A 14,723-nucleotide genomic window follows, 5' to 3' on the forward strand; every position below is an offset into this window, starting at 1 on the left:
CTGCCATCGGGGTCGGGTGCGGCTGGCACGATAGTGGGCATGTTGCACGGGCTGTGGTCACCGGGATCCGGCCTGATGCTGTGGTGGGACCCCGCCGCAGAGCCCGATCCCGACGCGCTGCCGTCTGCGCTGCGCCGGTGGATCGACCGCCCGTTCCGCCATCGCGTCACCCTCACTCTCCCCACGGAGACCGAGCCGAGCACGCTGCCCGCCGTCGCGGTCGCGCCGTCGGATGCAGCCGAGCTCCTGCTGGACATGCCGCGCCGTCCCGGGGGTGTCGGTGGCGACCTGCGGTATCTCGCGCACGTCGCCCGCGGCATCGAGAGGTGGGCGCAGGCCGGCCGCGTCGCACCGGAGCTCGTGCGTGTCGAGAAGCAGTGGTGGGCGCGGTGGCGTCTGCTCGGTGGCGAGAAGACGCGGGCCTGGTCCGCCGAACTGGCGGCCGCGATGTCTCCGGCGCAGCGACAGCTCGGTCGACCGGTCGATCTCCTCGACGATCTGTGCCGCGAACTGACCGACCCGATCGTGCGCACCCTCCACGGCTCGTCGACCTCGCTGCACCCGCTCGTCGCCGCACTGGCCGAGGGGAGTCCCCATCCCCGCGGCACCCAGCGCATGGCCGATGCGCTCGAGGAATGGCGTGCCAGCCTCGCCGGATACGAACCCGACCTCGTGCTGCGCCTCGTCGAGCCGGACGATGCCGACGACGGGGTCGGAGCCGACTCCATCTGGCGGCTCGAGGTGTGCCTGCGACCGGAGGGCCAGTCCCCGACGCCGCTGCCCGTCGAGGACACCGACCCGCACCTGCTCCAGATCGGCGTGCGCAAGCTCGGGATCGCACTCCAGGCCTATCCCCGCCTGCAGGACGTGCCCCGCGATCCCGACAGTCTCGACCTGCTGCTGCCCACCCCGGTCGTCGTCGACCTCGTCGAACACGGCGCCCGGGAGCTCGACGCCGCGGGCATCGCGGTGCTGCTGCCGCGCGCCTGGACCCGGGTCGATCCGTCGCTGCGTCTGCAGGTCGAGTCGCCCGTCGCCCCTGTGAGCGCCGACGACAGCGTGGTCGGGATGAGCGCGATCGTCTCGTACGAATGGCAGCTCGCCGTCGGCGACATGCTGCTCACACCCTCGGAGATGGAAGAGCTCGTCGCGGCCAACAGTGACCTGGTCAAGCTGCGCGGCAAGTGGGTGCGGGCCGATGCCGAGGCACTGGCCCGCGCGGCCCGGTACGTCACGGCGCATTCCGCCGAGGATGCGACCCTCGGGTCGTTGTTCGCCCAGTTCACCGGCGACGATGCTCCGCCCGCGGAGGTCACCGAGATCTCCGCTTCCGGCTGGGTCGAGATGCTGCTCGACGGTCAGGCGCACCCCGAGTCGGTCCCCGTGCCGGCGGGACTGAACGCCGAACTGCGTCCCTACCAGCAGCGCGGCCTCGACTGGCTCGCGTTCATGAGCCGGCTCGGTCTCGGTGCCGTGCTCGCCGACGACATGGGCCTGGGCAAGACCATCCAGGTCCTCGCGTTGCTCGCCCACGAACGCGAGTCGAACCTGCGGAAGGCACCGACACTGCTCGTCTGCCCGATGTCGGTGGTGGGCAACTGGCAGCGCGAGGCCGAACGGTTCGTGCCCGACCTGCGGGTGCACGTCCACCACGGCGCCCAGCGGCTGAGCGGACCGGCACTCGCCGCCGCTGCCGCCGACCATGATCTCGTGGTGACGACCTACGCCATCGCCGCCCGCGACGTCGCGCAGCTCGCGACGCTGACCTGGCAACGCGTGGTCCTCGACGAGGCCCAGCACGTGAAGAACACCGCGACGGCGCAGTCCCGCGCCACGCGCGCCGTGCCCGCGGCGCACCGGATCGCACTCACCGGCACCCCGGTGGAGAACCGGCTCGAGGAGCTGCGCGCGATCCTGGACTTCGCGAATCCGTCCCTGCTCGGCAGCGCGGCGTCCTTCCGTGCCCGGTTCGCGGTGCCGATCGAGCGCGATCACGACGCCGTCGCCGCGGCGCGGTTGCGGGCGCTGTCCGCACCGTTCGTGATGCGCCGCGTCAAGACCGATCCCGACGTGATCTCCGATCTGCCCGAGAAGTTCGAGCAGACCGTGCGCGCCAACCTCACGGCCGAGCAGGCCGCCCTGTACCGGGCCGTCGTGGACGACATGATGCGCCGGATCCGCGACAAGGAGGGCATGGCCCGCAAGGGTGCGGTGCTCGCGGCGCTGACCCGGCTCAAGCAGGTGTGCAATCATCCGGCGCACTATCTGGGCGACGGCTCGCCCGTCCTGCGTCGCGGACGGCACCGCTCGGGCAAGCTCGGTCTGGTCGAGGACATCGTCGAGTCGGTGCTGGCCGACGGCGAGAAGGTGTTGCTGTTCACGCAGTTCCGCGAGTTCGGTGAGCTCGTCGTCCCCTATCTCGAGGAGCGGTTCGCGACGACGGTGCCCTTCCTGCACGGGGGAGTGTCCAAGGGGCGGCGCGACGCGATGGTCGACGGCTTCCAGGGAGAGGGCGGTCCTCCGATCATGGTGCTCTCGCTCAAGGCGGGCGGGACCGGACTGAACCTCACCGCTGCGAACCACGTCGTGCATCTCGACCGGTGGTGGAATCCGGCGGTGGAGAACCAGGCCACCGACCGCGCGTTCCGGATCGGGCAGCGCCGCGACGTCCAGGTCCGCAAGCTCGTCTGTGTGGGGACGGTGGAGGAGCGTATCGACGAGATGCTCACCGGCAAACAGGAACTGGCCGAGATCGTGGTCGGGGCGGGGGAGAACTGGATCACCGAGTTGTCCACCGACCAGCTGCACTCCCTGCTCACCCTCGGCGACGACGCGGTGGGGGACTAGATGGCACGGGGCAACGTACGCCGCTACGGCACGGCCCGCCGGATCGACGGCGGCATCGAGGCGCGCACCAAGCGGGGCGCGATCGGCCGCAGCTGGTGGTCGAAGGAACTGATCTCGACGATGGAGGAGGTCGCCGAGAAGGGGCGACTGACGCGGGGCCGTGCCTACGCGCGCGCCGGGCAGGTGATCTCCATGCGACTCGAACCCGGAGTGGCGGTGGGAGATGTGCAGGGCAGTCAGCTCACCCCGTTCACCTCGGCGGTGCGGGTGCGCACGCTCGACGAGGAGGCGGTGGGCGAACTCGTCTCGCTCGTCCGCTCGTCGCCGGGCATGCTGGCGCGGCTCGCCGCGGGCATCCTTCCCGAGGAGCTGGGATCCTCCCTGCTGCCGCGACGCGCGGGCGAGCTCGACTTCGACTGCACGTGCCCCGACGACGGGTGGCCCTGCAAGCACGCCGCGGCCGTCGCCTACCTGCTTGCAGAACACGTCGACGACCAGCCGCTCGCGGTCCTGACCCTGCGCGGGGTGGACCTCGCGACGCTGATCGGCGGCGTCGACGATGCGGACGCCGACGACGACCCGGCCGCAGCGCAGGACTTCTACGGCGACGACACCGAGTTGCCCGAGCTGCCCACGGAACGGTTCCGCCCCGCACCCGAGGACCTCGACCCGATGCTGCTGCGCCGCGCGTTGCGGGCCGGTGGAACCGACGAAGCCGTGGTGATCCGCGGCATCACCGATCTCGAGGATCTCTACCGCCGCATGCGCTGACCGCGATCGGGCGCCGGTGGTTGTGCTGTCCGCCCCCGGGGTATGCCGCCCGATGAAGGTGACGGCTCCGGTCGCGCCACCGACAGCACATGCCACGAGTGGAGGATTCATGCGGACACCGGAAGCACCGTCGACAGCGCGAGAGAACGCAGAACGTGCGGTCCATGCGGTCCAGGACGAGGTCGACACCTATCGGAACGGAGAGGATCGACCCCTCGGCGGATATGCGGTGCTCATGTCCGTGTACGCCACCATCGTCGGCACGCTCGGCGCCGTCGCGGCCAAGCGAGGGCGGCCGATGCCGAGGCCCGATGCCGGCGATCTCGTCGTCACCGCGCTCGCGAGCCACAAGATCTCCCGCATCGTGAGCAAGGCGGCGGTGACCAGCCCGGTCCGGGCACCGTTCACCAAGTTCGACGGCCCCGGTGGTCCGGCCGAGGTGATGGAGCAGCCCCGCAAGTCGTCGCGGGTCCGTCACGCCGTCGGGGAACTGCTGGCGTGCCCCTTCTGCCTCGACCTGTGGACGGTGACGGCGCTGGTCTTCGGCCGTGTCTACGCTCCGAATCTCACGCGTCTGGTGGCGGGGTCGTTCGCGGCGTTGACCGGAGCGGACTTCCTGCACCTGGCGTACGCGAAGGCGCAGCAGCTCGCCGAGGGCTGATATCGACCCTTCGTGAGGGGTGCCGGCCGATCCGGTCCGGTGTGACGGTAGACATACGTGGACTTCCAACTATAGGATGAGCGAAGACTTCGGGCCTTCGCCCGTTCGCGCCGAGAATCGCACATCCCACGTCATCGCACACCAGTAAAGGACGGGATCGGACATGAGCGTTCGAGAATTGACCCACTTCGTCGGCGGACAGCACGTCGCCGGCACCTCCGGCCGCTTCGCCGACGTCTTCGCCCCCAACACCGGAGAGGTCCAGGCGCGCGTGCCGCTCGCGGCCGACTCCGAGGTCGACGCCGTCATCGCCAACGCCGCCGAGGCGCAGAAGGTGTGGGCGTCCTGGAATCCTCAGAAGCGCGTGCGCGTCCTCATGAAGTTCGTGTACCTCGTGCAGGAGAACATGGACGAGCTCGCCCACCTGCTGTCGAGCGAGCACGGCAAGACCGTCCCCGACGCGAAGGGCGACATCCAGCGTGGCCTCGAGGTGATCGAGGTCGCCATCGGAGCCCCGCACCTGCTCAAGGGTGAGTACACCGAGTCCGCGGGCGGCGGAATCGACGTCTACTCGATGCGTCAGCCCCTCGGCGTCGTCGCCGGCATCACCCCGTTCAACTTCCCGGCCATGATCCCGCTGTGGAAGGCCGGCCCGGCTCTCGCCGCCGGAAACGCGTTCGTGCTCAAGCCTTCCGAGCGCGATCCCTCCGTGCCGCTCCGCCTGGCCGAGCTCTTCCTCGAGGCCGGTCTGCCCGCCGGTGTGTTCAACGTCGTCAACGGCGACAAGAGCGCCGTCGACTACCTGCTCAACGACCCGCGCATCAAGGCGATCGGCTTCGTCGGCTCGACCCCCATCGCGCAGTACATCTACGAGACGGCCGCGAAGAACGGCAAGCGCGCGCAGTGCTTCGGTGGTGCGAAGAACCACGCGATCATCATGCCCGACGCCGACCTCGACCAGGTCGCGGACGCACTCGTCGGCGCCGCCTACGGCTCGGCCGGTGAGCGCTGCATGGCGCTGTCCGTCGCCGTCCCCGTCGGTGAGGAGACCGCGGACCGGCTCGTCGCCAAGCTCACCGAACGCATCGCCGAACTGCGTATCGGCACCAGCTTCGACGAGAAGGCCGACTTCGGTCCGCTCGTGACCGCCGCCGCCCGCGATCGCGTGCACGGTTACATCGCCCAGGGCGTCGAGGAAGGCGCGGAACTGGTCGTCGACGGCCGCGACTTCGTCCTCGAAGGACACGAGAACGGCTTCTTCTCCGGCGCCACCCTGTTCGACAAGGTCACCCCCGAGATGTCCATCTACAAGGAGGAGATCTTCGGCCCCGTGCTCACCGTGGTGCGTGCGCGCGACTACGAGGACGCCCTGCGCCTGCCGACCGAGCACGAGTACGGCAACGGCGTCGCGATCTTCACCCGCGACGGCGATACCGCCCGCGACTTTGCGGCCCGCGTCGAGGTCGGCATGGTCGGCATCAATGTTCCGATCCCCGTCCCGATCGCGTACTACACCTTCGGCGGCTGGAAGGCGTCGGGCTTCGGCGATCTCAACCAGCACGGCCCCGACGCCTTCCGCTTCTACACCAAGACCAAGACGGTCACGCAGCGCTGGCCGTCCGGTGTCAAGGAAGGCGACATCGAGGGTGCGCACGTGGCCGACACCGACCACTTCGTCATCCCGACGATGAACTAGGCGGTCCATCGATGTTCGTTCTCACCGACGACGACCGGGCGATCCGCGACACCGCCCGCGACTTCGCCACCGAATATCTGGCCCCGAACGCGGTCGAGTGGGACCAGAGCAAGCACTTCCCCGTGGACGTGCTGCGCAAGGCTGCCGAACTGGGCATGGGCGGGATCTACGTCCGCGAGGACGTGGGCGGATCGGGGCTGCGACGCCTCGACTCCGTCCGCATCTTCGAGGAACTCGCGAAGGGCTGCCCGTCCATCGCCGCGTACATCTCCATCCACAACATGGTCACGTGGATGATCGACAAGTTCGGCAACGACGATCAGCGCAAGCAGTGGATCCCGAAGCTGTGCACGATGGAGCATCTCGCGAGCTACTGCCTCACCGAGCCGGGCGCCGGATCCGACGCAGCGGCCCTGAGCACCAAGGCCGTTCGTGACGGCGACGAGTACGTGCTCACCGGGGTCAAGCAGTTCATCTCCGGAGCCGGCACGTCCGACGTCTACGTGGTCATGGCCCGCACCGGCGACACCGGCGCCCGCGGTATCTCGGCGTTCATCGTCCCGAAGGACACCCCCGGGCTGTCCTTCGGTGCCAACGAGAAGAAGATGGGCTGGAACGCGCAGCCCACCCGCCAGGTCATCCTCGACGGCGCCCGCGTGCCCGCCGAGAACCTCCTCGGCACCGAGGGCGGCGGCTTCCGGATCGCCATGCACGGTCTCAACGGCGGCCGCATCAACATCGCGGCGTGCTCGGTGGGTGGCGGCCAGACCGCCCTCGACCGGGCGGTCGCCTACCTCGCCGAGCGCAAGGCCTTCGGCGAGCGGCTGCTCGACTCGCAGGCGCTGCAGTTCCGCCTCGCCGACATGCGGATCGAACTCGAGGCCGCACGCACGATGCTGTGGCGTGCCGCCGACGCGCTCGACCGTGGCGCCGACGACGTCGTGGAGCTGTGCGCGATGGCCAAGCGCTTCGCCACCGACACCGGTTTCGAGGTCGCGAACGAGGCGCTGCAGTTGCACGGCGGATACGGTTACCTTGCCGAGTACGGGATCGAGAAGATCGTGCGCGACCTGCGCGTGCATCAGATCCTGGAAGGAACCAACGAGATCATGCGGGTGGTCGTCGCGCGGAGCGTGGTGGCCGCAGCGCAGAACGGAGCGGCATGACCGGGCAGGAACCCGAGATCCTCATCGACGTGAAGGACGGCATCGGCCGTATCACGCTCAACCGGCCCAAGGCCATCAACGCCCTCAACCACGCCATGGTCCTCGAGATGTCGAAGGCCCTGAGCGCGTGGGAGAACGACGATTCGGTGCGTGCCGTGCTGGTGCGCGGTGCCGGTGAGCGCGGTCTGTGCGCCGGCGGCGACATCGTCTCGATCTACCACGACGCCAAGGACGGCGGCACGGGATCGCAGGACTTCTGGCGCGACGAGTACATCCTCAACGCTGCCATCGGTCGCTACCCGAAGCCGTACATCGCGATCATGGACGGCATCGTCATGGGCGGCGGCGTCGGGATCTCGGCGCACGGCAACGTCCGGATCGTCACCGAACGCTCGAGCATCGCGATGCCCGAGACCGGAATCGGATTCGTTCCCGACGTCGGCGGCACCTACCTGCTCTCGCGCACGCCCGGCGAGATCGGCACGCACATCGCGCTGACCACCGGACGGATGAAGGCAGGCGACGCCATCGCTCTGGGCTTCGCCGACCACTACCTGCCGTCCGAGTCACTCGACAAGTTCGTCGCCGCACTCGAATCCGGCTCGCTCGAGGACGCGCTCGCCGAATACTCGCAGCCCGCACCGGAATCGGCGCTGCTCGCACAGCGCGAGTGGATCGACGCGGCGTACTCCGCCGACACCGTCGAGGAGATCGTCGAACGCCTCCAGGCCTCCGATGTTCCGGAGGCACGCGAGACCGCCGACCAGGTGCTCGCGAAATCGCCTGTCGCACTGAAGGTGACCCTGCGGTCGCTGCGTCACGCCCGGCAGCTCGGCAGCCTCGAAGAGGTGCTGAACGAGGAGTTCCGGGTCTCGACCGCCTCGCTGAAGTCGCACGACCTCGTCGAGGGCATCCGCGCACAGGTCGTCGACAAGGACCGCAACCCGCAGTGGTCGCCGGCGACCCTCGCCGATGTCACCGAGGCCGACGTCGACGCCTACTTCCAGCCGCTCGGCGATCTCGAACTCGGGCTCGCCGCTCCCAAGGAGAACGACCGATGAGTGAACTTCCCACCGTCGCCTTCCTCGGCCTCGGACACATGGGCGGGCCGATGGCCGCGAACCTCGTCCGCGCCGGGTACACCGTCACCGGGTACGACCCGGTTCCCGCTGCGCAGGAAGAGGCCACGAAGAACGGCATCACCGTCGCCGAGGCCGCGATCGATGCGGTGCGCGGTGCCCAGGTCGTGATCACCATGCTGCCCAACGGCAAGCTCGTCCTCGACCTGTACGACGAGATCCTGCCCGCGGCCGGGGCGAACACACTGTTCGTCGACAGCTCGACGATCGACGTCGCCGACGCCCGCGCGGCGGCGGAGAAGGCTCAGAAGGCCGGTCACCGTGCCGTCGACGCCCCGGTCTCCGGCGGTGTCGCCGGTGCCGCCGCAGGCACCCTCGCGTTCATGGTCGGCGGCAGCGAGGACGACTTCGCCACCGCGAAGCCGCTGCTCGAGGCCATGGGACGCAAGATCGTCCACTGCGGCGGGTCGGGCAACGGCCAGGCCGCGAAGATCTGCAACAACATGATCCTGGGCATCTCGATGATCGCCATCAGCGAGGCGTTCGTCCTCGGCGAGAAGCTGGGCCTCGACAACCAGGCACTGTTCGACGTCGCGTCCAACGCGTCCGGTCAGTGCTGGGCGCTGACGAGCAACTGCCCGGTGCCGGGCCCCGTCCCGACCACCCCCGCGAACAACGACTACCAGCCGGGCTTCGCGGCCGCGCTCATGGACAAGGATCTCGGACTGGCCGCGAACGCGGTGCGGGCCAACGGTGTCGAGGCCGAACTCGGACTGCGTGCAGCCGAGCTCTACCATCGTTTCAACACCGAGGGTGGTGGAGGACTCGACTTCTCCGCCATCATCACCGACATCCGAGACCGCTCGACCGCGAAGGACAGCCAGTGACCGATTTCGAGACCATCCTGCTCGACCGCAAGGGCCGCGTCGGCATCGTCACCCTCAACCGGCCGAAGGCGCTCAACGCCCTCAACAGCCAGTTGATGCGTGAGGTCGTCGCCGCCGTCGAGGAACTCGACGCGGACGACGAGATCGGTGCGATCCTGCTCACCGGCTCGGAGAAGGCGTTCGCCGCCGGTGCCGACATCAAGGAGATGGCTCCGAAGACCTTCGCCGAGGTCTACGCGGAAGACCTGTTCTCGCAGTGGGATCGGCTCTCGTCCGTCCGCAAGCCGATCGTCGCCGCGGTGTCGGGCTACGCGCTCGGCGGCGGCTGCGAGCTGGCGATGCTGTGCGACTTCATCATCGCGTCCGACACCGCCAAGTTCGGTCAGCCCGAGATCAAGCTCGGCGTCATCCCGGGCATCGGCGGATCGCAGCGCCTCACCCGCGCCGTGGGCAAGGCCAAGGCCATGGACATGTGCCTGACCGGCCGCAACATGGACGCCGAGGAGGCCGAGCGCGCCGGACTCGTCTCGCGCATCGTTCCTGCCGCCGAACTGTTCGACGTGGCACTCGAGACGGCGACGACCATCGCGTCGATGTCGCTGCCCGTCGCGATCATGGCGAAGGAGGCCGTCAACCGCTCCTTCGAGACGACGCTGGCCGAGGGCGTGAAGTTCGAGCGCCGCGTGTTCCATTCGACGTTCGCCACCGCCGACCAGAAGGAAGGCATGGCGGCCTTCGTCGAGAAGCGCGCGCCGGAGTTCAAGCACGCCTGATCCGCACCATCTGTACGACGAAGGGCCGCCCCGAACGGGGCGGCCCTTCTCGTTTCTCGGCCGTCTCTTGCGCCTCACCACTTGGAAGGCGCACCGCCGGTGTCGAAGTCGCCGGCGTCGTGCCGCATCGTCGCGATGATGCGCAGCAGTGTGTCGATGTGCTCCTCGGGGATACCCGGCCGGGCGAAGACCTCCGTGTTGAGCTTCTCGGTTGCCTGGATCGCCAATGCCCGTCCCTCGTCGGTGAGTTCGATGAGTGTGGCCCGTCGATCGCTCGGATGCGGGGTACGCCGGACCAGTCCGGCCTTCTCGAGGCGGTCGACGGCGTTGGTGACGCTGGTGGGGTGCACCTGCAGGCGCGCACTGGCCTTCGCCATCGGCAACGCCCCCGACCTGGTGAAATGCAGCAGCGTGAGGAGTTCGTAGCGGGCAAAGGTCAGGCCGAAGGGCTTGAGCACCTCCTCGACCCGCGCCATCATGATCTGCTGCGCCCGCATCACCGAGGTGACCGCGGCCATGCCGTCGGCGACTTCGCCCCAGCCGTGGGCGGTCCACTGGCGGTGGGCTTCGGCGATGGGGTCGAGGGGGAGTGGTGCGGGCATGCCTCCATCATCCCACGGACGAACGCGCAGGTAGCCAGGGCACACCGGTTTCCGGTGCCTTTCGTGCCGGGTTCAGCGGTACGCGTAGTCGCGGAAACGCTCGTCGACCTCGCCCACACTCAGCCCGAACTCCTCGAGCGTGTACCGGTGCGCGGGTTTCCTTGCCCCGCTGCGGCTTTCTTCGTGCAGGTCGGCCATCGCGCGTTCGGCTTCCGCGGTGAACGGCAGACCGAACCGGTCGTACAGACCGCCGACGGTGCCGAGCGGATCGGCGACGAAATCCCGGTAGTCCACGTCGACGAAACGGGCGGGATCGTGCCGGCGGCGCACCTCGGTGAAATGATCGAAACCCCGTGCCCAGAGGTCGAGCTGGCTGCGCCCGATCGTCTCGCCGACGAACGCTTCGGACCATCCTTCCGTGGCCTGCGCTGCGAGGCTGCACACCGACGGGATCACGGTGCGCGGATCGCGGTGGGTGACGACGACGAGCGCGTCCGGATACACCGCGAGCAGTTCGTCCAGTGCGAACAGGTGGCTGGGATTCTTGAGCACCCACCGCTTGTCGGCGTCCGGCAGCCCGATGAGCTGCAGGTTCCTCCGGTGCCGGGCGTAGGCCGCCGTCCAGTCCTGCTCCGCGAGCCACTGCGAGTAGGTGGGCAGGTGGGCCAGGCACTCGTAGGAGATCGAGCGGAACGACTGGCGCAGAAGCTGCCAGCATTCCTCGACCTCGGCGGCGGACATGTAGTGCACACCCATGAATTCGGGATGCTCGATGTGGTGCTGCGCGAACCCGGCCTCGATACCGGCGAAGACCGGGTTCTCCGCCCAGGTCTCGCGGGGCGGCCGGGGCTGCGGCATCTCGGTCAGCCACATCTCGAGTCCCTGATGGGCGGGATCCGCGGCGAGCAGGCGGTGCAGTGCCGTCGTGCCGGTGCGGGGCAGGCCGGTGACGAAGATCGGCCGGGTGATCGGGACGTCGGCGTGCTCGGGATGGGCGGCCCAGGCCGATTCCGACAGCAACCGCGCCACGAGGGCGCCGCGCAGGAAGACCCGCGACATCTTGCTGCCGAGCGGGGTGAGCTTCTCGTCCCGCGCATACGATTCGAGCAGGATCCCGAGCCCGTCACGGTAGTCGTCGTCGCCGAAACCGGTCAGGCCCGTCAAACGGGTCGCGGAGGCGTGCAGGTCCTCGACGGTGCCGACGGTGGTGCGTTCGCTCATGTGCTGTCCCGTTCAGTGGTGGTATTCGCCGCAGTTGACGTCGAGGCACTGGCCGGTGATCGCCGACGCCATCGGCGAGGCCAGGAAGATCACCGCATCCGCGATCTCCTCGGTGGTCGGGAGACGCTTCAGATCGGAAGCGGCGGCGGTGTGCTCGTAGATCTGTTCGACGGTGGTGCCGTACTTTCCCGCCTGGTGTTCGAAGTACCCCTGCAGAATCGGACCCCAGATGTACCCCGGTGCAACAGAGTTCACTCGAACTCCCTGCGGTCCGAGTTCGGTCGCCAGGGACTGCGACATCGCCAGCAACGCCGACTTCGCGAGTTTGTAACTGCCGTAACGTTCCTGGGAGTGACGCAGCACCATCGAATTGATGTTGACCACCGCGCCGGCCGACTCGGCGAGGGCGGGGGTGAACAACTGTGTGAGCCGCAGCGCGCCGAGGACGGTGAGTTCCACGCTGTCGCGAATCTGCTGGAAGTCGGTGCGCGACAACGGCTTCATCGACGGAACGGAGAAGGCGTTGTTGACGAGCACGTCGACACGCCCGAACTCCGAGACCGCCGCCTCGACGAGTGCGGCGGCGGACTCGTCGTCGGTGATGTCGGTGGGCACGACCAGTGCCCGGCGGCCCGTGCTCTCGACTTCCGCTGCAACCTTCTCGAGCCGCTCCCGGGTCCGGGCGGCAAGCACCACGTCGGCGCCGTGTTCGGCGCACCGCAGCGCGAGCGTGCGCCCCAGTCCCGGACCGACACCGGAGACCACGACGACGCGGTCGCGGAGCAGTCCCGCTGCCGCGCTCATGCGAGCATCCGATCGGCGACGCCCCGCTGGCGCTCCGCGATGCGCTGCGCCCACGCCTCGGGTGTGATGCGATTCGAGTCGTGGAAGGGCAGGACCTCGGGGAGCCGATCGAACGGCACCACCTCGGCGGTCGGGCCGTCGGCCGCGGTCAGTTCGCGATCGAGGCGCTGCCAGCGGAACTGCAGGATCCCGCGGCTGCGGCCGAGGGTCTCGACCCAGTTCGTCAGCCCCGGATCGCGAGCCGAGACCACGATCCGGACCATCCCGTCGGGATCGACCTGCGCCTGACTGTTGTTCAGGGAGGTCTGGTGGTGGATGTAGTCCAGGGAGATGTACCAGAGACTGCCGATCTGGAAGCCCAGATAGGGCGCGTCGCTCGCCGGGAGGGTCAGGACCATCGCCTCGTCGTCGGCGAGTTCGTAGTGCCCGACGGACGAGTACTGCGTGTCCAGGCCGCCGGGGGTGCGGCGCGGCTCGGTCACCGTGTTCACCGGCAGCTTCAGGTAGAACCACTCGGGGAACTGCAGCCAGGTCTTCACCCGCGAGACCAGCGCGCGACCGGCACGTTCGTAACGGGTGACCACGTCCTGGTGGGTGGGTTCGGGAGCCGGGGTGCCGAGGCTGTCGAGCCGGTGGATGCTCAGTGTGCCGCGGCGTTGCGTCCAGTCGCTGTAGACCTCGCGGACCACGAGCTGCGACGAGCCGGGCGCGAGCGGGAAGTAGTTCCGTTCCGGATCGCGCGGGCCGGGTCCGAATCGCACCTCGAAGGTGCCGTCGTCGGCGATGTTCAGTGCGCGGTCGTCGAAGGCCGTGACGTTGCCGGGCACCTCCGCATCGGTGTAGTTGCCGGCCAGCACCTGGAAGCTGAGATCGCAGGTCGTGCCGCGGCGCCCGGTGACGACGTACTCGGCGTCGTCGCGGATCGACGCGCCCCAGTATAGGGTGTCGGGATTGTCGAGGCCCATCTTCGCGTAGGGACCGGTGCCGGTGACGAAGACCGGATGGGAGCGGCTGTACGCGAAGGTGGCGTGCACGCACGCCGAGATCCCACCGGCCAGATATCCGTATCCCTCGACGAGGTCCTGTTCGGTGCGGATGTGCGGGGCGGTGGCGACGAGTTTCTCGGCCTCGGCTATCGCCGCGGTGAGCGGATCGGTGAGCACTGCGATCTCCTGTGGTCCAAATATGTACCGCTGCGGTAGTCTTCCGTTGCGCTGAGAGTAGAACGTGTTCCAGGGAGGGTCAATGGCTCGTCGCGAGACCGGAACGCTCGGAGAGTCCACCGCCGGGGCGGGAGCAGCCCGCCGGTCGCCACCCACGGAACGCGTCGTGCAGGTCCTCGACCACCTCGTCGCGCGACCCGGCGTCCGGTTCGGACTGTCGGAACTGGCACGCGAACTCGACCTGAGCAAGCCCACCTGTCTGGGCATCCTCACCGTCCTCGCCGACGCCGGCTATCTGATCCGCGACCCCGTCGACAAGACCTACGGGCTCGGTCCGGCGCTGATCGTCGCGGGACGCGCCGCCCAGCGCGGCTTCGCGTCCGGGCCGGTCGCGCACCGTCATCTCGCCGCACTCGCCGAGGAGTTCGGCGTGATGTGCTCCGCGTCGGCGGTCGTCGGCGACCGGATCGCGGTGCTCGACGTCGTCGGTGGCCACGGCACGGCCGCGGCGGCGCGTGTGGGGGAGGTCTATCCCTTCGCACCCCCGGTGGGGCTGATGTACGTGCTGTGGGACACCGACGAGCGCATCGAACAGTGGCTGCGGCGAGAGCCGACCCTGCCGGTCACCGTGGACCGCGACGACCTGTGGCGGATCGTCACCGAATGTCGCCGGACGGGTTATCTGGCCGAGTCCCTCACGCCCGGCGGCCGCCGCCTCTACGCGCTCATGGCCGGGGTGGTCTCGCACGATCTCGCGCCCGAGATGCGGGAGATGCTGGCGGAACTCGTGGCGAGCCCCGGTGAGCGCGTGCTGCTGCCCGACGCCTTCGCCGCGGGGGAAGAGCGGGCGGTCAACCTCATGGCCGCCCCGGCCTACGATCCCGACGGCCACCAGTCGCTCGTGCTCACGCTGCACCTCGAACGGGAGGTGGACGCGGCCGGGATCGAGCGGTGCGGTGCGGCGCTCGTGGCGGTCGCGGATGCGATCACCGCGGATCTCGGCGGACGCCGGCCGGCGCGCTGACGGAGCGCTGCGGAGACTACCCGTTGACC

General features: G+C 69.0%; 13 protein-coding genes. 9 read left to right on the top strand and 4 right to left on the bottom strand.

Going from position 1 to position 14,723, the window contains the following annotated elements; genetic code table 11:
* The first annotated feature begins 39 nt into the window (after positions 1–39).
* The 8 genes from ACPCXD_RS17720 (at position 40) to ACPCXD_RS17755 (ending at position 9,880) form a co-directional block, all read left to right on the top strand.
* A complete protein-coding gene (locus ACPCXD_RS17720) occupies positions 40–2,847 on the top strand; it encodes a DEAD/DEAH box helicase (protein WP_202400356.1) in 2,808 nt (935 codons plus the stop codon).
* Positions 2,848–3,618, top strand: coding sequence for an SWIM zinc finger family protein (locus tag ACPCXD_RS17725; RefSeq protein WP_145691552.1), 771 nt, complete (start codon positions 2,848–2,850; stop codon positions 3,616–3,618).
* A gap of 109 nt (positions 3,619–3,727) precedes the next feature.
* The gene (locus ACPCXD_RS17730; RefSeq protein ID WP_145691553.1) at positions 3,728–4,279 is read left to right on the top strand and encodes a DUF1360 domain-containing protein; all 552 of its coding nucleotides are present in this window, start codon (positions 3,728–3,730) and stop codon (positions 4,277–4,279) included.
* Between the two features lie 163 nt (positions 4,280–4,442).
* Positions 4,443–5,975, top strand: coding sequence for a CoA-acylating methylmalonate-semialdehyde dehydrogenase (locus ACPCXD_RS17735; protein ID WP_145691554.1), 1,533 nt, complete (start codon positions 4,443–4,445; stop codon positions 5,973–5,975).
* An 11-nt stretch (positions 5,976–5,986) separates the two neighbouring features.
* Positions 5,987–7,141: an isobutyryl-CoA dehydrogenase gene (locus ACPCXD_RS17740; RefSeq protein WP_088899327.1), complete on the top strand. Its 1,155-nt coding sequence runs from the start codon at positions 5,987–5,989 to the stop codon at positions 7,139–7,141.
* Positions 7,138–8,202 (top strand): enoyl-CoA hydratase/isomerase family protein, encoded by a 1,065-nt coding sequence (locus tag ACPCXD_RS17745; protein ID WP_145691555.1) that lies wholly within the window; start codon positions 7,138–7,140, stop codon positions 8,200–8,202. The genes ACPCXD_RS17740 and ACPCXD_RS17745 overlap by 4 nt, the downstream gene beginning before the upstream one ends.
* Positions 8,199–9,107, top strand: a complete 909-nt coding sequence (gene mmsB, locus ACPCXD_RS17750) for a 3-hydroxyisobutyrate dehydrogenase (RefSeq protein WP_145691556.1) — start codon at positions 8,199–8,201, stop codon at positions 9,105–9,107. The genes ACPCXD_RS17745 and mmsB overlap by 4 nt, the downstream gene beginning before the upstream one ends.
* Positions 9,104–9,880: an enoyl-CoA hydratase gene (locus ACPCXD_RS17755; protein ID WP_006552563.1), complete on the top strand. Its 777-nt coding sequence runs from the start codon at positions 9,104–9,106 to the stop codon at positions 9,878–9,880. Before mmsB ends, ACPCXD_RS17755 begins: the two co-directional genes overlap by 4 nt.
* A gap of 74 nt (positions 9,881–9,954) precedes the next feature.
* Here the strand turns inward: ACPCXD_RS17755 and ACPCXD_RS17760 are convergent, their stop codons facing one another.
* The 4 genes from ACPCXD_RS17760 to ACPCXD_RS17775 form a co-directional block, all read right to left on the bottom strand.
* Entirely contained in the window at positions 9,955–10,482 is a 528-nt protein-coding gene (locus tag ACPCXD_RS17760; protein WP_006552564.1) for a MarR family winged helix-turn-helix transcriptional regulator, read from the bottom strand.
* A gap of 72 nt (positions 10,483–10,554) precedes the next feature.
* Complete coding sequence (locus ACPCXD_RS17765; RefSeq protein ID WP_145691558.1) at positions 10,555–11,703, bottom strand: sulfotransferase family protein; 1,149 nt, start codon at positions 11,701–11,703, stop codon at positions 10,555–10,557.
* A gap of 12 nt (positions 11,704–11,715) precedes the next feature.
* Positions 11,716–12,507, bottom strand: coding sequence for an SDR family oxidoreductase (locus tag ACPCXD_RS17770; protein WP_145691559.1), 792 nt, complete (start codon positions 12,505–12,507; stop codon positions 11,716–11,718).
* Positions 12,504–13,670, bottom strand: coding sequence for a hypothetical protein (locus tag ACPCXD_RS17775; protein ID WP_088899322.1), 1,167 nt, complete (start codon positions 13,668–13,670; stop codon positions 12,504–12,506). Before ACPCXD_RS17775 ends, ACPCXD_RS17770 begins: the two co-directional genes overlap by 4 nt.
* Before the next feature lie 82 nt (positions 13,671–13,752).
* Between ACPCXD_RS17775 and ACPCXD_RS17780 the strand changes: the two genes are divergently transcribed.
* Entirely contained in the window at positions 13,753–14,694 is a 942-nt protein-coding gene (locus ACPCXD_RS17780; RefSeq protein ID WP_088899321.1) for an IclR family transcriptional regulator, read from the top strand.
* Positions 14,695–14,723: the final 29 nt, after the last annotated feature.

Source organism: Rhodococcus sp. AB351, from assembly GCF_049538275.1.
Lineage (GTDB): Bacteria > Actinomycetota > Actinomycetes > Mycobacteriales > Mycobacteriaceae > Rhodococcus.